The organism is Corallococcus sp. BB11-1 (assembly GCF_026626625.1).
Classification (GTDB): Bacteria; Myxococcota; Myxococcia; order Myxococcales; family Myxococcaceae; genus Corallococcus; species Corallococcus soli.
The window spans coordinates 28,915-50,947 of the sequence record NZ_JAPNJY010000043.1; the positions used below are offsets into that span (position 1 = coordinate 28,915).

A 22,033-nucleotide genomic window follows, 5' to 3' on the forward strand; every position below is an offset into this window, starting at 1 on the left:
GTGCCTGACTTCTCGCGAACCCTTCCTGGCGTCCTGTTGAACCTCGCGGTGGGGCCTTCCGCCCACGCGCCGCTGTACACCTTCCTGGGGGAGGAGCCAGGCGAGGAGACGGTGCTCAGCGCGTTCGAACTGGACGCGCGAGCGCGGCGCATCGCGGCGGCGTTGCAGGCGCGGGGCGCGGTGGGCGAACGCGTGTTGCTGCTGTACCCGCCGGGGCTGGACTACGTGGCGGGCTTCTTCGGGTGCCTGTACGCGGGCGCGGTGGCGGTGCCGGCCTATCCGCCGGATCCGATGCGGCTGGAGCGCACCCTGCCCCGGCTGCGGGCCATCATCCAGGACGCGCAGGCGTCGGTGGTGCTCACGACGTCGGGCATCCTGGAGCTGTCGGACTTCGTCTTCGAGCAGGCGCCGGACTTCCGAGCGCTGCGCTGGATGGCGACGGACGCGCTGGCGGGGGGCGGCGAGCGGGACTGGCGCACGCCACAGGACGTGGGCGCCGAGTCGCTGGCGTTCCTCCAGTACACGTCCGGGAGCACCGGCACGCCCAAGGGCGTGATGCTCACGCACGCGAACCTGCTGCACAACCTGGGGCTCATCCACCACGCGTTCCAGGCGCGGGCGGACAGCGTGGGCGTCATCTGGCTGCCGCCGTACCATGACATGGGCCTCATCGGCGGCATCCTGGAGCCGCTGCACGGAGGCTTCCCGGTGACGCTGATGTCGCCCATGGCCTTCCTCAAGCGGCCCATGGCGTGGCTGGAGGCGGTGAGCCGCTTCGGGGGCACCATCAGCGGCGGCCCCAACTTCGCGTTCGACCTGTGCGTGAGGAAGAGCACGCCCGAACAGCGACGGGCGTTGGATTTGAGCCGCTGGGAGGTGGCGTTCTGCGGCGCGGAGCCCATCCGTCCGGAGACGCTGGATCGCTTCGTGGAGGCCTTCGGGCCGAGCGGCTTCCGGCGCGAGGCGTTCTATCCCTGCTACGGGCTGGCGGAGGGGACGCTCATCGTCTCCGGAGGCGAGAAGTCGGCCCCGCCGGTGTCGGTGACGATCTCCGGGAGCGCGCTGGAGCGGCACCGCGCGGAGGAAGCAGGCGCGGGCACGCCGGGGGCGCGGACGCTGGTGGGCTGCGGCCGGACGCTGCTGGAGCAGCGGATCGCCATCGTGGATCCGGACACGCTGGAGCGGCGCGCGCCCGGTGAGGTGGGCGAGGTGTGGGTGTCCGGCCCGAGCGTGGCGCGGGGCTACTGGGGGCGCGAGGACGTGACGCGCGAGACGTTCCAGGCGCGCATCGCGCATGAGGACTCGGGGCCGTTCCTCCGCACGGGCGACCTGGGCTTCCTGCGGCCGGAGGGTGAGCTGTACGTCACCGGACGGCGCAAGGACCTCATCATCCTGCGAGGCCGCAACCACTATCCCCAGGATCTGGAGCTGACGGTGGAGGCGGCCCACCCGACGCTGCGCCCGGGAGGCAGCGCGGTGTTCGCGGTGGACGTGGGCGGTGAGGAGCGCGCGGTCGTCGTACAGGAGATCGACGTGCGCCGCCTGGAGAGCCTGCGCCAGCAGTTCGAGGCGGTGGACGCGGCCATCGGCTCCATCCGGCAGCGGCTGGCGGAGCTGCACGAGGTGCAGGCGCACGCGGTGGTGCTCATCGAGCCGGGCAGCCTGCCCAAGACGTCCAGCGGCAAGGTGCAGCGGTACGCGTGCCGGACGGGCTTCCTCACCGGAACCCTGCAGGAGGTGAGGAAGTGGCAGGAGGCCTCGTCGGAGCCCTCCTCCGTTGCGGCCAGTCCCGAGGCGTCTCACGCGTCAGGGCGGGACGCGACGGTCCCTGCCGTGAAGCAGGCGACGGGTCCGTTGCCCGGCGCTGACGCCGCGACACAAGCGAAGGCGCTCGGGAGCGACGCTGCGGCGCCAGGCTCCGAGCAGGACCTGGTGACGTGGCTGCGCGACCTGGTGGCCCGACACGTGCGCATGCGCCGTGAGGAGGTCGACGTCTCGGCGCCGGTGACGCGCTTCGGGTTGGACTCACTGGGCGCGGTGGAGCTGGCGCACGCGGTGTCCACGGGCACGGGGCTGAGCGTCCCCATGGAGTGGCTCCTCCAGGGCCCCAGCATCACGTCCCTGGCGCAGCGGCTGGTGGCCCTCCGGGAGGAAGCGGCCCCGGGGCCTGGCGCTCCGCGCCGTCGGAGCGTGGAGGGCGCGCGGGAGGTGTCCTTCGCCCAGGCCGGCCTGTGGTTCCTGGACCGTTACGCTCCGGGAGACGCGACCTACAACCTGCCCGCGGCGGTGCGGCTGGAGGGCGCGCTGGACGTGGCCGCGCTGGAGGGCAGCCTCGCGGCGCTGGCGGCCCGCCATGAAGCGCTGAGGACCTCCTTCCGGCAGGTGCATGGAAGGCCGTCACAGGTCATCGCTCCGGACCTGGCGCTGACGCTCGCGCGCGTGTCGCTGGAGTCCCTGCCGGCCGAAGAACGCGAGGCCGAAGCCTCCCGTCTGGCCCACGAAGAGGCCCGCCGCCCGTTCGAGCTGGCGCGGGGCCCGCTGGTGCGCGCCACGCTCCTCACGCTGGATGCACGCACGCACGTCCTGGTGCTGGTCATGCACCACACCGTGTCCGACGCCACCTCCATGGCGGTGCTGGTGCGCGAGCTGCCCGCGCTCTACGCGGCGCGGCTCGAAGGCCGACCGTCGCCCCTGCCCGCGCCGCCGCTGGGCTACGCCGACTATTCCGACTGGCAGCGCGAATGGATGGACGGGGCCCGGCTGGAATCCCATCTGGACTACTGGCGCCAGCAGCTCGCCGGTGCGCCCCGGCTGTTGGAGCTGGCCACGGATCGGCCGCGCCCCGCGGCTCGGGGAACGGCGGGCGCGCGGGTGCCCGTGGTGCTGGAGGCCGGACTCGCGGACTCGGTGCGGGCGCTGGCGGTGCGTGAGGGCGTGACGCCCTTCATGGTGCTGCTCGCGGCCTTCCAGACGATGCTCGCGCGCCGCGCGGGGCAGGACGACGTCAGCGTGGGCACGGCCACCGCGGGCCGGAGCCGCGCGGAACTCCAGGGCCTGGTGGGCTTCTTCGTCAACGCGCTGGTGATGCGCACCCGGCTGTCCGGCGAGCCCACCTTCCGGGAGCTGCTGGGACGGGTGCGGGAGACGGCGCTGGGCGCGTACGCGCACCAGGACGTGCCCTTCGAGAAGGTCGTCGAGGCCCTCAAGCCTCCGCGCGATCGCGGACACACGCCGCTGTTCCAGGTGATGTTCAACCTCCAGGGCGCGCAGGTGGACCCGCCGTCGCTGCCGGGCCTCCAGTCGCGACTGCTGGACGTGCACACCGGCACGGCCATGTTCGACCTGACGCTGTCGCTGGCCGAATCCGCTCGGGGCTTCGAGGGCTGGCTGGAGTACGCCACCGACCTGTTCGACGCGGGCACCGCGACCCGGCTGGCCGGGCACCTGCGCGTGCTGCTGGCCGCCGCGGTCGAGGCGCCCGACGCCCCCGTCTTCCGGCTGCCCTGGCTCACGTCCGACGAGCGCGAGCAGGTGCTCGTCGCGTGGAACGACACCACCCGCCCCTTCCCCGCCGACAGCACCGTCGCGGCACAATTCGCGCTCCAGGCCGCGCGGCACCCGGAGTCCATCGCCGTGGAGGACGGGGATGAGCGGCTGACGTACGCCGGGCTCGACGCGCGGGCCAACCAGCTCGCGCACGTGCTCCGCGCCCATGGCGTGGGGCCGGACGTCCCGGTGGCGCTGTGCCTGGAGCGCTCCGTGGGCTTCGTCGTCACGGTGCTCGCCATCCTCAAGGCGGGCGGCGCCTACGTGCCGCTGGATGCGTCCTACCCCGCGCAGCGGCTGGGCTTCATGCTGGAGGACTCCCGGCCGCGCCTGCTGCTCACCACGCGCGAGCTGCGCGGACGGCTGCACCTGCCCGACGCGTCCCTGCCCTGCCTCTTCGTGGAGGAGCTGGCGTGCGAAGGCCAGCCCGACACCGCGCCCGAAGTCGACGTGGGGCCGCGCCACCTGGCCTACGTCATCTTCACCTCCGGCAGCGGCGGCCGGCCCAAGGGCGTGGGCATCGAGCAGCGCGGCCTGCTGCGGCTCGTGCACTCGGCGCCGTACACGCGCTACGGCGCGCACGACACGGGCCTGCTCTTCGCGCCCGTGTCCTTTGACGGCTCTGTGCTGGAGCTGTGGACGCCGCTGCTTCACGGCGGCCGGCTCGTCGTCTTCCCCGGTCAGGCACCGGCGGGAGACATGGACACGCTCGCGCGCGTGGTGGAGCGCCACGGCGTCACCTTCGCGCACCTGCCGTCCGGCCTCTTCTCGCAGTTGATGGAGCACCGGCCGCGGCTCCTGGGGCGGCTGCGGGAGCTGCACGCGGGCGGCGACATCGTCTCCGTGCCGCACGTCCGCCGGGCGGTGGAGTCGCTGGGCAGGCCCTTCACCAACGCCTACGGCCCCACCGAGTGCTCGGTGGTCGCCACCACCTTCACGGTGGAGCGGCCGGAGCAGGTCGGCGCTTCGGTGCCCATCGGCGCGCCGCTCGCCAACACGACGGTGTACGTGCTGGACGCGCGGCGGGAGCCGGTGCCGGTGGGCGTGCCGGGCGAGCTGTTCCTCGGCGGTGAGGGCGTGGCCCGGGGCTACGTGTCGCGGCCGGACCTGACCGCCGAGCGCTTCGTGCCGGATGGGCATGGCGCGCTGCCCGGCGCGCGGCTGTACCGCACGGGAGACCTGGTCCGCTGGCTGCCCACCGGGGTGCTGGAGTTCCTGGGCCGCGCCGACCACCAGGTGAAGGTGCGCGGCTTCCGCATCGAGCTGGCGGAGGTGGAGGCCGCGCTGCGCGAGCAGCCCGAGGTGCAGGAGGCCGCGGCGGTGGTGCGCGAGGACGTGCCCGGCGACAAGCGGCTCGTCGTCTACGCGATGCCGCGTGCGGGGCGGACGCTGGAGCCGGCGCGGATGCGCGAGGCGCTGCGGCAGCGGCTGCCGGAGTACATGGTGCCGTCGGTGTTCGTGATGCTGCCCACCCTGCCCCTGAACCCCAGCGGCAAGGTGGACAGGAAGGCCCTGCCCGCGCCGGACGCCGCGTCCACCGGACGGGAGGATCGCTTCGTGGAGCCCACCCACCCGCTGGAGCAGCGGATCGCCCCCGTGTGGGCCCGTGAGCTGTCCACCGACCGGGTGGGCGTGCACGACCACCTCTTCGACGACCTGGGCGGCACGTCGCTGTCCGTGGTGCGCATCGCCGCGCGCCTGAGCGAGGAGCTGGGCCACGACGTGCCCGTGGTGTGGCTGTTCGAGCACCCCACGGTGGAGTCGCTCGCCCAGCGGCTGGAGCGCGAGTCCCAGGGCCCGGGGGCCACCAGCGTCCCCGCGCCCCGTGAGACGGCACCGAAGGCCCATGCCTCCTCCGGGGCCATCGCCATCATCGGCATGGCGGGCCGCTTCCCCGGTGCGAAGACGGTGGCGGACTTCTGGCAGAACCTGCGTGGGGGCGTGGAGTCCATCACCCACTTCGCCCAGGAGGAGCTGGAGCACATGCCCGGCCTGCCGGAGGGGCTGGAGCTGTGGCACCACCCGGCGTTCGTCCCGGCCGCTGGCGTCCTGGAGGGCGTGGAGCAGTTCGACCATGCCTTCTTCAACATGTCCCTGCGGGAGGCCCAGTTCACGGATCCGCAGCAGCGCCTGTTCCTCCAGACGGCGTGGACCGCGCTGGAGGACGCGGGCCTGGATCCGGAGCGCTTCCCCGGCGCCATCGCGCTGTACGCGGGGGCCAGCGCGTCCGGCTACGCGGAGGCCGTGCGCCAGGCGATGCCGCTGGACGCGGCGTCCTTCCTGGAGCTTCAGGGCACCGCCACGCACGAGAGCCTGGCGACGAAGACGTCCTTCAAGCTGGGCCTGACGGGTGAGAGCACGCTGCTCTACACCGCGTGCTCCACGGGCCTCGTCGCGGTGCACCTGGCCTGCAAGAGCCTCCGGGGCGGCGAATCCGACGTGGCGCTCGCGGGCGCCACCCGGCTCGCGGTGCCGCAGCGCACGGGCTACGTGCACCAGGAGGGGCTCATCTTCTCCCCGGACGGCCACTGCCGCGCGTTCGACGCGAAGGCGAAGGGCACGCTGTCCGGCAACGGCGTGGGCGCGGTGGTGCTCAAGCGCCTGGAGGACGCGGTGCGGGATGGCGACGCCATCTACGCCGTCATCCGGGGCTCGGCGCTCAACAACGACGGCCTGCACAAGTCCGGCTTCACCGCGCCCAGCGTGCGGGGACAGGCCGCCGTGGTGACGCAGGCCCTGGCCAACGCGGGCGTGTCACCGGAGTCCATCGGCTACGTGGAGACCCACGGCACAGCGACGCCGCTGGGGGACCCGATTGAAGTGGCGGCGCTGACGCGCGCGTATGGCCTGGGGCCGGAGCACCAGGGCACCATCGCGCTGGCGTCGCTGAAGACGAACATCGGCCACCTGGACACGGCCGCGGGCCTGGCGGGCCTGATGAAGGCCGCGCTGTCGCTGCACCACGGGGAGATCCCGCCCAGCCTCCACTTCGAGCAGCCCAACCCGCAGATCGACTTCGCGGCGGGCCCGTTCTTCGTCAACACCGCCCTGCGGCCGTGGCCCCGGAGCGAGAAGCCCCGCTTCGCCGCGGTCAGCTCGTTCGGCATCGGTGGCACCAATGCCCACGCCGTCCTCGGGGAAGCACCCCCACGGCGGAGCGGCCCCACGTCGCGCTCCCACCAGTTGGTCCTGCTGTCGGCGCGCACGCCCGAAGCGCTGGAGGCGGCGACGCGGCGGTTGGAGGCGCACCTGCTCTCCGGGATGGAGGGCCAGTCCCTGGCGGACCTGGCCTTCACGCACGCGCTGGGCCGCAAGGTGTTCGAGTTCCGCATGGCGCTGGTGGCGAAGGACGTGGAGGACCTGGCGAAGCAGCTGCGCAAGCCGGTGGCGGCGGTGAAGGGCCCGCCGCGCGAGCCGCGCGTGGCGTTCGTGTTCTCCGGTCAGGGCGCGCAGCAGGTCGCCATGGGCCGCGAGCTGGCCGGCGCGGTGCCGGGCTTCCGCGCGCACCTGGACGCGTGCCTCGCCTTGCTGGAGGCGCCGCTGCGCGAGCGGGTGTCGAAGCTGCTGGCGCCCCCGGCTGGCACGGAGGCGGAGGCCGCGGCGGACCTGGCGGACACGCGGGTGGCGCTGCCCGCGCTGTTCAGCGTGCAGGTGTCCCTGGCCTGGCTGTGGAGGGACCTGGGGGTGACGCCGCACGCGGTGCTGGGGCACAGCTTCGGTGAGTACGCGGCGGCGTGTGTCGCGGGCGTGCTGTCCGTGGAGGACGCGCTGCGCCTCGCGGTCGCGCGAGGCGAGCGGATGCACCACCTGCCTCCGGGGGCGATGCTCGCGGTGGCGCTGCCCCAGGCGCAGGTGCTGCCACTGCTGTCGGAGCGGCTGTCGATCGCGGCGATCAACGCACCGGACCGGTGCGTGGTGTCCGGTCCCGTGGACGCGGTGGAGGCGCTGGAGGCGGAGCTGCGCCAGCGCAAGGCGGGGGCGGTGCGCATGCCCGCGCCGCACGCGTTCCACTCGGCGGACGTGGAGCCGCTGATGCCGGAGCTGGCGCGGGTGGTGGCCTCCCTGCGGCGTTCGGAGCCGACGGTGCGGTACGTGTCCGGCCTCACCGGCACGGTGGATCGGCCCGGACAGCTCACGGCGCCGGAGTACTGGGCGGAGCAGATGCGCCAGCCGGTGCGCTTCAGCGACGCGGTGGGCGCGCTCCAGGAAGAGGGCTGCGCGGTGCTGCTGGAGGTGGGGCCCGGGCAGGACCTGACGCCGCTGGTCCGCTCGAACCTGTCCAAGGACGGCGACCGCGTCCGAGCGCTGGCGTCGCTGCGCCGGGGCGGGACGACGACGGAGCAGCAGTCCTGGCTCCAGGCCATGGGCGAGCTGTGGACGGCGGGCGTCCGGGTGGACTGGACCGCGCTCTACGCGCACGAACAGCGCCTGCGCTTGCGCCTGCCGACGTACGTGTTCCAGGAGAAGGCCGCATGGGTGGAGCCGCGCGCCCGCGCCCTGCCGAACCACTTCATGGCCCCGGGACAGCGTGCCGTCCAGGCGCCGGGCGTGAGCGCCCAGGTGCCCGGGACGACCCCCGCGGGCGCCGGAATGGTGGAGGACGCGCGGTCGGTCTCCGCGAACGGCACGGGTACGGCGCAGGCGCCGTCCTCGGTGCCCACGGGCATTGCCTCGACCCTCGCAGGGGGATCGCAGGCACCGTCCCCTGCTCCCACGGGCTTCGCGACAACGGGTGCCGGTGGTGTCGATGCACCGTCCTCGGTGCCCACGGCCGGCGTGCGTCCCCTGATGCCGGGCCTCACCGCGCACACGGCCTCCGCCGCCGTGGTCCCCGCCCCCGTTCCCCCGGGCCGTGAGGACGCACCGCGCGGCGAGCTGGAAGAGCGTGTGGCCGCGCTGTGGCGCGAGCGCCTGGGCATGGACTTCGTCGGCCGCGACGACAACTTCCTCGAAATCGGCGGCAACTCGCTGACGGCCGCGCAGCTCCTCAACCAGCTTCGGGACACGTTCGGCGTGCAGTTGCCGCTGGCCGCGCTCTTTGAAGCCCCCACCATCGCGGGCATCGCCCAGCGCCTGGAGCCGCTGCTGCTCCAGGCCCCCCAGGCCCCCGTCTCCATCGAGCTGCCCCTGGTGCGCCGGCCTCGCACGGAGGTGCTGCCCCTGTCCTTCGTGCAGGAGCGCGTCTGGCGCCTGGAGCAGCACCTGCCCGGGCTGTCCGCGTACACCATCCCGTTCGTCCTGCGGCTCGAAGGCGTCGTGGACGCGGATGTGCTGGAGCGCGGCATCCAGGAGATCGTCCAGCGCCACGAAGCCCTGCGCACCACGTACGACGGGGTGGACGGCCGCCCCGTGCAGCGCTTCCACGCCACGATGCGCGTCCCGCTCACGCGCGTGGAGCTCCACGGCCCACCGGAGACGCGCGAAGCCGAAGCCCTGCGCTTCGCCCGCGAGGACGCGGCGAAGCCGTTCGACCTGGTCCACGGCCCCGTGATGCGCGCGACGCTCGTGCGCCTGGAGGCCCGGCACCACCTGCTGGTGGCCGGCATCCACCACATCGTCTGCGACACGATCTCCATCGCGCTCTTCGTCCAGGAGCTGGGCCAGCTCTACGACGCCTTCCTCCAGGGGCGTCCGTCTCCCCTGCCCCCGCTGCCCCTCCAGTACGCGGACTTCGGCGCGTGGCAGCGCCAGAGCATCGCGGAGGCGCGCCTGCCCGAACAGGAGCAGTGGTGGCGTCAGCGGCTGGCCGCCATGCCCCGGCAGATTGATTTGCCCACGGACCGCCCCCGGCCCGCGACCAGCCCGCTCACCTCCGCGCGGCTGGCCGTGGACTTCCCGGAGACGCTCGCCCGGGAGCTGTCCGCCTTCGCGCGACGCGAGGGCTTCACCGGCTACATGACCGTGCTCGCGGCGTGGCAGACGCTGCTGCACCGCTACAGCGGTCAGTCGGACCTCATCGTCGGCACGCCCATCGCGAACCGCACCCGGCCGGAGCTGTTCCCGCTCATCGGCTACGTGGCGCACTCGGCCGCCTTCCGCACCCGCTTCGTGGGCACCCCGACCTTCCGCGACATGCTCGCGCAGATTCGCGAAGAGGTGAACGACGCCCAGGAACGGCCAGACGTCCCCTTCGAGTACCTGGTCGAAGCGCTCATCCCGGGCAAGGACATCGGCAAGGGGCGCATGGCCGACTCCGTGTTCGTCTTCCACTCCGGCGCCAGCGCGGGCGCGACGACGCTGGAGCTCACCGGCCTGCGTGGCTCGCTGGTGGAGGTGCCTGACACGCCCGTGCAGTGGGGCGCCACGCTGTCGGACCTGACGCTGGTGCTCTTCGAGTCCGCCGGCCGCCTCCACGGCGCGCTGGAGTACGCGACGGAGCTCTTCGACACGGGCACCGCGAAGCGCCTGATGGAGCACCTCCAGGTGCTGCTGTCGGCCGCGCTCGCCGACCCCGACACCCAGGTGTCCCACCTGCCGCTGGCCACGGAGGCGGAGCGGCGCGCGTGGCCGCACCCCCGCGCCCTGTCCGGCTCCCCGTCCGTGCCCGCGCTCCTCGCGCACCGGCGCGCGCGTCAGGCGGACACCGTCGCGGTCTCCCGAGGCGACGCGCACTGGACCTGGGCCCAACTGGGCGCCCGGGCAGGCACCCTGGCCTCGCGGCTGAAGTCGCTCGGCGTGGGGGATGGGACGCCCGTGGCCGTGAGCCTGCGTCCCTCACCGGAGAAGCTGGCCGCGCTCTGGGGCGTGCTGGAGGCCGGCGGCGCGGGCGTGGCGCTGGGGCCCTCCGACCTGGGCGGCCTGCCGGGCTACGCGCCCGAAGGCGCCCGCGTGCCGGTGCTCGTCACCTCGCGCGACCTCGTCACCTCCGTGCGCGTGGAGGCGTCGCGCGTGCTGTACGTGGAAGACGTCCTCTCGTCCGAGGAGCCCGCGAGCACGCGCGAGGAGGCCGCGAACGCGGGCGCGCTGGCGTGGCTGCTGCCCCGGGGCGCGGGACAGCCCGCGTGGGCGCTGGCCCATCAGGAGCTGGCGGAGTTCTTCGTCGGTCTGGATGCGCGGCTGTCCCCCACGGAGGGCAGCGCGTGGCTGGCCGCGGGCGAGTCCGCGCCGGACCGGCCGGACCTGGAGGCGCTCTGGGCGCTGTCCCGAGGCCTGCGCGTGGTGTTCCCACCGGAGCAGGTCACGGCGCGGCTGGTGAACCTGCACGGCGGCGGTCCTCGCGCGAAGGCGATGGACCTGAGCCTCATCTACTTCGCCAACGACGAGGACTCGATCACCGGGCCCAAGTACGAACTGCTGCTGGAGGGCGCGAAGTTCGCGGACGCGAACGGCTTCTCCGCCGTGTGGACGCCGGAGCGGCACTTCCACTCCTTCGGTGGCCTCTACCCGCAGCCGGCGGTGATCTCCGCCGCGCTCGCCGCCGTCACGAAGAACCTGCGCCTGCGCTCTGGCAGCGTGGTGTTGCCGCTGCATGATCCGCTGCTCATCGCGGAACAGTGGTCCGTGGTGGACAACGTGTCGCAGGGCCGCGTGGGCCTGTCGGTGGCCACGGGCTGGCACGTCCACGACTTCACCTTCGCGCCGGCCAACTACGAGAACCGGCGCGACATCCTCCTCCAGAACCTCAAGACGCTGCGCGCGCTGTGGCGCGGCGAGAAGGTGACCCGCCCTGCCGGCGCGGGCACGACGGTGGAGCTGTCGCTGCGGCCCAAGCCGGTGCAGAAGGAGCTGCCGGTGTGGCTCACCGCCACGGTGAACCCGGAGACCTTCCGGCTGGCGGGCGAGCTGGGCGCGGGCGTGCTCACGGGCCTGATGTCGCACTCGCTGGAGGAGCTGAAGTCGAAGGTGGCCCTCTACCGCGACGCGTGGCGCCGCAACGGCCACCCGGGCCGGGGCCACATCACCTGCATGCTGCACACGTACCTGGGTGACGAGGAGCAGGAGGTGCTGCGCACGGTGCGCCAGCCGCTGCTCGACTACTTCCGCAGCTCGGCGGACATCTCCACGTCCCTGCTGCTGGCGCAGGGCTACCAGGGAGAGATCAGCAAACTGTCCCCGGACGACATCAACGCGCTGCTGGAGCACACGTTCGAGCACCACGCGAAGACGACGGGCCTCATCGGCACGGTGGAGAGCGGGCTGGCCCGTCTGCGCGAGGTGCGCGAAGCGGACGTGGACGAAGTCGCGGCGCTGCTCGACTTCGGCCTGGAGACCCCGGTGGTGTTGGAGGGCCTGCGCCGGCTGGCCACGGTGCGCGAACGGCTGGACGCGGAGGGCGCCGCCCGCCAGGAGCAGGTGCTGGTGGAGGGCGAACAGGGCGTGGAGGGGCTGCTCGCGCTGGCGCGTCAGTCCGGCGCGGTGCTGATGCACGCCTCGGCCCGGCTCGCGCGCTCGCTGGCCGACCTGCCCGGGGCCCGTGGGTCGCTGGGCGCGGTGGGCGCGCTGGTGCTGGAGGACGCATCGGCGGAGCTGGCCTCGGCGCTGCACCGTGCCGCGGGCGTGGAGGTGCTCCTGTCCGGAGGCAGCGGCGACGGAGCGCTCCTGCCCCGCTCGCCGGACGAGCGCGTCCCGTCCAGCCTCCAGGCCTGGGTGTTGGACGCTGCCGGCCAGCCCGTCCCCGTGGGCGTGGTGGGAGAGCTGGCCCTGTCCGGGGCCGGGCTCCCCGGTGGCCTGTGGAGGGCCGAGGAGGAGGCGCGGCAACGCTGGGTCCCGCATCCGCTGGAAGGGTCCGCGCGGCTGTTCCGCACGGGCCGCCATGCGCGGCTGCGCGCGGATGGTCGGGTGGAGCCGGTGACGCTGCGCCTGCCCGCGGCGCGTCCGCGCACGGAGGCGCCCGCGCGCCCCGGGGTGGCCTCGGCCGTTCCCAACGGGCCGCCGCCCATCCCGAAGGCCGCCAGGAACCCGCCGCCGCCGCTGTCGTTCGCGCAGCAGCGGCTCTGGTATCTCCAGCAGTTGGATCCTTCGAGCAGCGCGTACAACAACGCGTCCACCTTCCGCCTCACGGGCGAACTGGACACCGCGGCGCTCCAGGCGGCGCTGGACACGCTGGTGGACCGGCACGAGGTGCTGCGCACGACGTACGCCCTGCGCAACGACCGCGCGGTGCAGCTCGTCCACCCGGCGCGGGGCCTGCCCCTGCCGTTGGTGGAGGCGACCGGGGACACCCCCGAGGCCCGCGAAGCGGAGATGGTGCGGCTGTGCCAGGGGTTCATCACCCTCCCCTTCGACCTGGAGAAGGTCGTCCTCCGCGCGTGGCTCGTGCGCGTGGAGCCGCAGGTGCATGTGCTGGCGCTGGTGCTCCACCACGCGGTGTCCGACGCGTGGTGCACGATGGTGCTCGCGCGCGAACTCACGGTGCTCTACGCGAGCTTCAACGCGGGCCTGCCGTCCCCCCTGCCGCCGCTGCCGGTGCAGTACGCCGACTACGCGGTGTGGCAGCGGGCGTGGCTGGAAGGCGCCGTCATGGAGGAGCAGGTCGCGTGGTGGAAGCAGCAACTGCGCGGGGCGCCCACGCTGGAGCTGCCCACGGACAGGCCGCGTCCGGCGATGCAGTCCTTCGCGGGCGCACTGTATCGCTTCCAGCTCCCGGCCGACGTGGCGGAGCCGCTGCTGGCGCTCGGCCGCCGTCAGGGCGCCACGTCGTTCATGGTGATGATGGCGCTCTTCCAGACGCTGCTGTCGCGCTACGCGGGGCAGGAGGACTTCGTGGTGGGCACCCCCATCGCGGGCCGCACGCGCCCCGAGGTGGAAGGGCTGATCGGCTGCTTCGTCAACACGCTGGCCTTCCGCACGCGGCTGGAGGGGATGCCGTCCTTCGGTGAGCTGCTGGGCCGGGTGCGCACCCAGGCACTGGAGGCCTACGCGCGCCAGGACGCGCCGTTCGAGCGCATCCTGGACACGCTGAGCCTCCCGCGCGACCTGAGCCGCACGCCGCTGTACCAGGTCGTCCTCAACGTCCTCAACACGCCGGAGGCCAAGGCCCAGCTGCCGTCGCTGGAGCTGACCCCCGTGGACATCTCCACGGACACGTCCAAGTTCGACCTGGCCTTGGAGATCTGGGAGAACCGCGCGGGCATCACCTGCCGCTTCGAGTACGCCACCGCCCTCTTCGACGAGGCGACCGTGGCTCGGATGGCGGAGCACCTCCTGGAGCTCGCGCGGCAGGTCACCGCGAATCCAGAGGCGCCGCTCGCGCGCCTGCCCCTGATGGGCGAGGCGGAGCGCAGGCAGGCGTTGGTGGAGTGGAACGCGACGGGCGGCGAGTACCCGCGCGAAGCGAGCATCCAGGACCTCTTCATGGCACAGGCCGCGCTCCGTCCTGATGCCGTGGCGCTGGAGTTCGGGGACACGCGGCTGACGTACGCGGAGCTGGACGCGCGCACGAACCAGGGAGCGCACCTGCTGCGAAGCCACGGCGTGGGACCGGACGTCCTCGTGGCGGTGTGCCTGGATCGCTCGGTGGAGCTGATCGTCGCCCTGCTGGCCATCCTCAAGGCCGGCGGCGCGTACCTGCCATTGGACGCGACGTATCCGGCGCAGCGGCTGGCCGCGATGCTGGAGGACGCACCGCCGAAGCTGCTGCTCACCACGCGAGAGGTGCGCGCGAAGCTGGCCGTGGACGATGCCCTGCCCTGCCTCTTCGTGGAGGAGCTGAGCCTGGAGGACCAGCCCACGACGCCCGTGCACTCGGGGACGCACGCGCGTCACCTGGCCTACGTGGACTTCACGTCCGGAAGCACCGGGCGCCCCAAGGGCGTCGCCGTGGAGCACCGGGGCGTGCTGCGCCTTCTGCACCACGCGCCGTACGCGAAGTTGGGTCCGGATGAGACGTTCCTGCTCATCGCGCCCATCTCCTTCGACGCCTCCACGTTCGAGGTCTGGGGCCCGCTGCTCTTTGGTGGGCGCCTGGTCGTCTTCCCGGCCAGCTCGCCCTCGGACCTGGAGCTGCTGGCCAGCACGATCCAGCGGCATGGCGTCACCACGCTGTGGCTGACGGTGGGCTTCTTCGTCCAGGTGGTGGACCTGAAGCTCGAAGCCCTCAAGGGCGTGCGGCAGGTCCTCACGGGCGGCGACGTCGTCTCCGCCTCCCATGTCCGTCGCGTGGTGCAGGAGTTGGGCATCCCCGTCACGGCTTGCTACGGCCCGACGGAGACCACCGTCTTCGCCTCTGCGCACCGCATGATGGAAGTGGCCCAGGTGGGTACCTCCATCCCCATCGGTCGGCCCATCAACGCCACGCAGTTCTACGTGCTGGACAGGCACGGCCAGCCGGTGCCCCCGGGCGTCTCTGGCGAGCTGTTCATCGGCGGTGACGGGCTCGCGCGCGGCTACGTGTCGCGCCCGAACCTGACGGCCGAGCGCTTCGTCCCGAACCCCTTCGCCACCACTCAGGGTGAGCGCCTCTACCGCACCGGAGACGTGGTGCGGTGGAAGCCGGACGGAGTGCTGGAGTTCGTAGGCCGAGCAGACGCGCAGGTGAAGGTGCGCGGCTACCGCATCGAGCTGCCGGAAGTGGAAGCCGCGTTGCTGGCGCACCCGGACGTGCGGGAAGCCGTGGCCCTGGTCCGCGAGGAAACTCCGGGCGACAAGCGGCTCATCGCCTGGTTCGTCGCGAACCCGGAGCTGGAAGTGGGCGCGCTGCGAGGCTTCCTGGCGCAGCGACTGCCGGAGTACATGCTGCCGTCAGCGCTGGTGCCGCGTGAGGCGCTGCCGCTGACCCCCATTGGCAAGGTGGATCGCAAGGCGCTGCTTGCGCTGGACGTCGCGCAGCCCGCGATGAGCGTCTACGAAGCCCCCGTGACGCCCACGGAGGTGGCCCTGGCCGAGATGTGGGCGGAGCTGTTGCGCGTCCCCCAGGTGGGGCGCCACGACAACTTCTTCGACCTCGGCGGCCAGTCCCTGCTGGCCATGGGGGTGATGGCCCGCCTGAGGAACCAGTTCGGGGTGGAGCTGCCCCTCCGCGCATTCTTCGAGAGGGCCACGATCGCGGCGCTCGCCGTGCTGATCGACTCGCTCGGGGGCGTCAATGGCGCCGCACCGGCACCGAACGCACTGGTCCGAGCGAAGCGGCCCGACGCGCTGCCGCTGTCGTTCGCGCAGCAGCGGCTGTGGTTCATCGACCAACTGGAGCCGGGCAGCAGCCTCTACAACATCCCCGTCGGCCTGACGTTCAGCGGCGCGCTGGACGTAGGGGCCCTGCGCGCGAGCCTTGATGCGTTGATGGCGCGGCATGAAGCGCTGCGCACCACGTTCCACGCGAAGGACGGGAAGCCCATCCAGGTCATCCACGCGGACCTCCGCGTGCCGTTCGACATGGTGGACCTGACGGACGTGCGGGATGCGACGTCGCGGCAGGCGGAGGCCCAGCGGCTGCGGACGGAAGAAGCCCGTCGCCCGTTCAGCTTGAGTGAAGGGCCGCTGATGCGCGCCCTCCTGCTGAAGCTTGGCGCCGAAGAGCACCAGTTGATGCTGAACACGCACCACATCGTGTCCGACGGCTGGTCCCTGGGCGTGCTGGTGCGTGAAATCAACGCCTTCTATCTGGCCTTCCACCACGGCCGGACCCCTGCCCTGCCAGCGCTGCGCGTGCAGTACGCGGACTTCGCGCTGTGGCAGCGCGACTGGCTCCAGGGACAGAGGCTGGAGTCACAGCTGTCCTGGTGGAAGGACACGCTGGCCGGAGCCTCCGGGATCCTGGAGCTGCCCACGGACAAGCCCCGTCCCACCGTCCTCACGTCGGAGGGCGCGACGATGCAGGTGCGCATCCCCCTGGCCCTGAGTGAGCAGGTGGAGGCCTTCGCGAGGCGGGAGAACGTCACGCCGTTCATGGTGTGGCTGGCGGCCCTCCAGACGTTGCTGCACCGGTACTCCGGTCAGGACGACGTGCTGGTGGGCTCGCCCGTCGCGAACCGCCATCACGCGGAGACGGAGGGCCTCATCGGCTTCTTCGTCAACACGCTGGTGCTGCGCACCCGCTTCGACGAGGTGCGCACGTTCCGGGAGCTGCTGGCCCAGGTGCGCACCACGACGCTGGGCGCGCAGGATCACCAGGACGTCCCGTTCGAGAAGCTGGTGGAGGAGCTGCATCCGGCACGCGACCTGAGCCGCACGCCGTTCTTCCAGGTCCTCTTCGCGCTCCAGAACGCGCCGCTGCCGGCGCTGACCCTGTCCGGCGTGACCATGAGGGTGCTGGATACGGACTCGGCAAGCACCCGCTTCGATCTGGAGCTATCGCTGTTCCGCAACCCGGGAGGCTTCGAGGGCGTGCTGCTCTACCGCACGGCCCTCTTCGAGTCCGCCACGGTGGCTCGCATGATCCGCCACCTGGAGGTGCTGCTCGGGGCGCTGGTCTCCAAACCCGGAGCGCCGCTCGCGCACCTGCCCTTGATGGGTGAGGCGGAGCGGAAGCAGCTGCTGGTGGAGTGGAACGCGACGGGCGGCGAGTACCCGCGCGACGCGAGCATCCAGGACCTCTTCATGGCGCAGGCCGCGCTCCGTCCGGGCGCCGTGGCGCTGGAGTTCGGGGACACGCGGCTGACGTACGCGGAGCTGGACGCGCGCACGAACCAGGGGGCGCACCTGCTGCGCAAGCACGGCGTGGGCCCGGACGTCCTCGTGGCCGTGTGCCTGGAGCGCTCCATCGAGTTGGTTGTCTCGCTGCTGGCCATCCTGAAGGCCGGTGGCGCGTACCTGCCGCTGGACGCGGCGTACCCGGCGCAGCGGCTGGCCGCGATGCTGGAGGACGCACCGCCGAAGCTGCTGCTCACCACGCGCGCGATCCGTGCGGCCCTGCCCGTGGACGACGCCCTGCCGTCCCTCTTCGTGGAGGAGCTGCGACTGGAGGACCAGCCCACGTCACCCGTGGAAGCGGGTACGCATCCGAGTCACCTGGCCTACGTGGACTTCACGTCCGGAAGCACGGGCCGCCCCAAGGGCGTGGCCGTGGAGCACCGGGGCGTGCTGCGCCTGTTGCACCACGCGCCGTACGCGAAGCTGGGCCCGGACGAGACGTTCCTGCTCATCGCGCCCGTCTCCTTCGACGCGTCGACTCTGGAGATCTGGGGTCCGTTGCTCTTTGGTGGGCGTCTCGTCGTCTTCCCGGCCAGCTCGCCCTCGGACCTGGAGCTGCTGGAGCACACGCTCCAGAAGCATGGCGTCACCACGCTGCACCTGACCGCGGGCCTCTTCGCCCAGATGGTGGACCTGAGGCCCGAAGCCCTCAAGGGGGTGCGGCAGGTCCTCACGGGCGGCGACGTCGTCTCCGCCCCGCATGTTCGTCGCGTGGTGCAGGAGTTGGGCATCCCCGTCACGGCCTGCTACGGCCCGACGGAGACCACCGTCTTCGCCTCCACGCACCGCATGACGGACGGAACCCAGGTAGGCACCTCCATCCCCATCGGTCGGCCCATCAACGCCACGCAGCTCTACGTGCTGGACAAGCACGGCCAGCCGGTGCCCCCGGGCGTCTCCGGCGAGTTGTTCATCGGCGGTGACGGCCTCGCGCGTGGCTATCTGTCGCGCCCGAACCTGACGGCCGAGCGCTTCGTCCCGAACCCCTTCGCCACCACGCCCGGAGAACGCCTCTATCGGACCGGGGACGTGACGCGGTGGAAGCCGGACGGGGTGCTGGAGTTCCTGGGCCGAGCAGACGCGCAGGTGAAGGTGCGCGGCTACCGCATCGAGTTGGCCGAAGTGGAAGCCGCGCTGCTGGCGCACCCGGAAGTGCGGGAAGCCGTGGTCATGGTGCGAGAAGAGACGCCCGGCGACAAGCGGCTCACCGCCTGGTTCGTCGCGAACCCGGAGCTGGAAGTGGCCGCGCTGCGCGGCTTCCTGGCGCAGCGACTGCCGGAGTACATGCTGCCGTCAGCGTTGGTGCCGAGTGAAGCGCTGCCGCTGACGCCCAATGGCAAGGTGGACCGCAAGGCGCTGCTGGCGATGGAGGTCGCGCAGCAGGCATCGAGCACCTACGAAGCCCCCGTGACGCCCACGGAGGTCATGCTGGCGGGCATCTGGGCGGAGCTGTTGCGCGTCCCGCAGGTGGGACGCCACGACAACTTCTTCGAGCTGGGCGGTCACTCGCTGTTGGCCACGCAGGTGGTGGCTCGCATCCGGACCACCCTGGGCATCGAGCTTCCGCTGGGTGATCTGTTCACCGCCCCCACGGTGGCCGTCCTCGCCGCCCGGTTGGGCCGCATCGTCCCGAAGGCGAGCGCCGCCCCCCTCATCCGTGCGAACCGCACGAGCGCCTCGCCGCTGTCGTTCGCGCAGCAGCGGCTGTGGTTCATCGATCAGTTGGAGCCGGGCAGCAGCCTCTACAACATCCCCCTCGGCCTGACGTTCAGTGGCGCGCTGGATGTGGAAGCCCTGCGCGGAAGCCTCGATGCGCTGATGGCGCGGCACGAAGCGCTGCGCACCACCTTCCACTCGGAAGAGGGCCAGCCCGTCCAGGTCATCCACGCGGACCTCCGCGTGCCGTTCGAGATGGTGGACCTGACGGGCAGGCAGGACGCGGAGGCGGAGGCCCAGCGGCTGCGGCTGGAAGAGGCACGCCGCCCGTTCAGCTTGAGTGAGGGGCCGCTGATGCGCGCCCTGCTGCTGAAGCTCGGCGCGAAGGAGCACCAGCTGGTGCTGAACACGCACCACATCGTGTCCGACGGTTGGTCCCTGGGCGTCCTGGTCCGTGAGGTCACCGCCCTCTACGTGGCGTTGCTCCAGGGCCAGGCCCCCGTCCTGCCAGCGCTGCCCATGCAGTACGCGGACTACGCGGTGTGGCAGCGCGACTGGCTCCAGGGCGAGACGCTGGAAGCGCAGCTCAAGTGGTGGAAGGACTCGCTTGCGGGAGCCTCCGGGATCCTGGAGCTGCCCACCGACAAGCCCCGTCCCCCGGTCATCACGCCCGAGGGCGCGTCGGTGGCGGTGCGCATCCCACGGCCCCTGAGTGAGCAGGTGGAGGCCCTGGCGAAGCGGGAGAACGTCACACCGTTCATGGTGTGGCTGGCGGCCTTCCAGACGTTGCTGCACAAGTACTCGGGGCAGGATGACGTGCTGGTGGGCTCGCCCATCGCGAACCGGCGTCATGCGGAGACGGAGGGCCTCATCGGCTTCTTCGTCAACACGCTGGTCCTTCGTGCACGCTTCGACAGGGCGCACTCGTTCCAGGAGCTGCTGGCCCAGGTGCGCGCCACGATGCTGGGCGCCCAGGAGCACCAGGATGTCCCGTTCGAGAAGCTGGTGGAGGCGTTGCAGCCCGAACGGGACCTGGGACGCACGCCGTTCTTCCAGGCCCTCTTCGCGCTCCAGAACGCGCCGCTCCCAGAGCTGGCACTGCCCGGCGTGGCGATACGGCCGCTGGAGGTGGCCTCGGGAACCAGCCGCTTCGACGTGGAGCTGTCGCTGCTCCGCAACCCGGAGGGCTACGAGGGCGCGCTGTACTACCGCACGGCCCTCTTCGAGCCTGCCTCCGCCACGAGGATGGCCCGCCACCTGGAGCGGTTGGTCGGAGCGCTCGTCTCCGAACCCGGAGCGCCGCTGGAACAGATCCCGCTGCTCACGGAGACGGAGCGCCGGCAGGTGCTGGTGGAGTGGAACGCGACGGGCGGCGAGTACCCGCGCGACGCGAGCATCCAGGACCTCTTCATGGCACAGGCCGCGCTCCGTCCGGACGCGGTGGCACTGGAGTTCGGGGACACGCGGCTGACGTACGCGGAGCTGGACGCGCGCACGAACCAGGGAGCGCACCTGCTGCGCAAGCACGGCGTGGGCCCGGACGTCCTCGTGGCCGTGTGCCTGGAGCGCTCGGTGGAGCTGATCGTCTCGCTGCTGGCCATCCTGAAGGCCGGTGGCGCGTACCTGCCGCTGGACGCGACGTACCCGGCGCAGCGACTGGCCGCGATGCTGGAGGACGCACCGCCGAAGCTGCTGCTCACCACGCGGGACGTGCGCGCGAAGCTGTCCGTGGACGACGCCCTGCCCTGCCTCTTCATGGAGGAGCTGAGCCTGGAGGAGGAGCCCACGTCACCCGTGGAAGCGGGGACGCACGCGCGTCACTTGGCCTACGTGGACTTCACGTCCGGAAGCACCGGGCGCCCCAAGGGCGTAGCCGTGGAGCACCGGGGCGTGCTGCGCCTGTTGCACCATGCGCCGTACGCGAAGCTGGGCCCGGATGAGACGTTCCTGCTCATCGCGCCCGTCTCCTTCGACGCGTCGACTCTGGAGATCTGGGGCCCGCTGCTCTTTGGTGGTCGGCTCGTCGTCTTCCCGGCCAGCTCGCCCTCGGATCTGGAGCTGCTGGAGCACACCCTTCAGAAGCATGGCGTCACCACGCTGCACCTGACCGCGGGCCTCTTCGTCCAGGTGGTGGACCTGAGGCCCGAAGCGCTCAAGGGCGTGAGGCAGATCCTCACGGGCGGCGACGTCGTGCCAGCGCCGCAAGTGCGCCGAGTGGTGCAGGAGTTGGGCATCCCCGTCACGGCTTGCTACGGCCCGACGGAGACCACCCTCTTCGCCTCCACGCACCGCATGACGGAGGGAACGCAGGTGGGCACCTCCATCCCCATCGGTCGGCCCATCAACGCCACGCAGCTCTACGTGCTGGACAAGCACGGCCAGCCGGTGCCCCCGGGCGTCTCCGGCGAGTTGTTCATCGGCGGTGACGGCCTCGCACGCGGCTACCTCGCACGGCCAGACCTCACCGCTGAGCGCTTCGTCCCGAACCCCTTCGCCACCACGCCGGGTGAGCGCCTCTACCGCACCGGAGACGTGGCGCGGTGGAGGCCGGACGGGGTGATGGAGTTCCTGGGTCGCATGGACGCCCAGGTGAAGGTGCGCGGCTACCGCATCGAGTTGGCGGAAGTGGAAGCCGCGCTGCTGGCGCACCCGGACGTGCGGGAGGCCGTGGCCCTGGTGCGCGAGGAGACGCCGGGCGATAAGCGGCTCATCGCCTGGTTCGTCGCGAACCCGGAGCTGGAAGTGGGAGCGCTGCGCGGCTTCCTGGCACAGCGACTGCCGGAGTACATGCTGCCGTCGGCGCTGGTGCCGCGTGAGGCGCTGCCGCTGACGCCCAATGGGAAGGTGGACCGCAAGGCGCTGCTGGCGCTGGACGTCGCGCAGCCCACGACGAGCGTCTACGAAGCCCCCGTGACGCCCACGGAGGTGGCCCTCGCCGAGATGTGGGCGGAGCTGTTGCGTGTTCCCCAGGTGGGACGCCACGACAACTTCTTCGAGCTGGGCGGCCACTCGCTGCTGGCCACGCAGGCGGTGGCGCGCATCCGGGCCACCCTGGGCATCGAGCTTCCGTTGGGCGAGCTGTTCACCGCCCCCACGGTGGCCGCCCTCGCCGCACGCGTGGGCCCCATCGTCCCGAAGGCGAGCGCCGCACCCCTCATCCGTGCGAACCGCACGAGCGCCCCGCCGCTGTCGTTCGCGCAGCAGCGGCTGTGGTTCATCGACCAGTTGGAGCCGGGCAGCAGCCTCTACAACATCCCCATCGGCC

The 22,033-nt window shown here is 72.1% G+C and carries 1 protein-coding gene (cut by a window edge); it reads left to right on the forward strand.

Annotation, left to right across the window (positions count from 1 at the left end; genetic code table 11):
* Positions 1–22,033, forward strand: partial view of a non-ribosomal peptide synthase/polyketide synthase gene (locus tag OV207_RS36330; protein ID WP_267559678.1) — the 5' portion only. Its footprint extends 10,259 nt past the window's final position; the window shows 22,033 of its 32,292 coding nt (coding positions 1–22,033); its start codon is at positions 1–3; its stop codon lies off the right edge, out of view.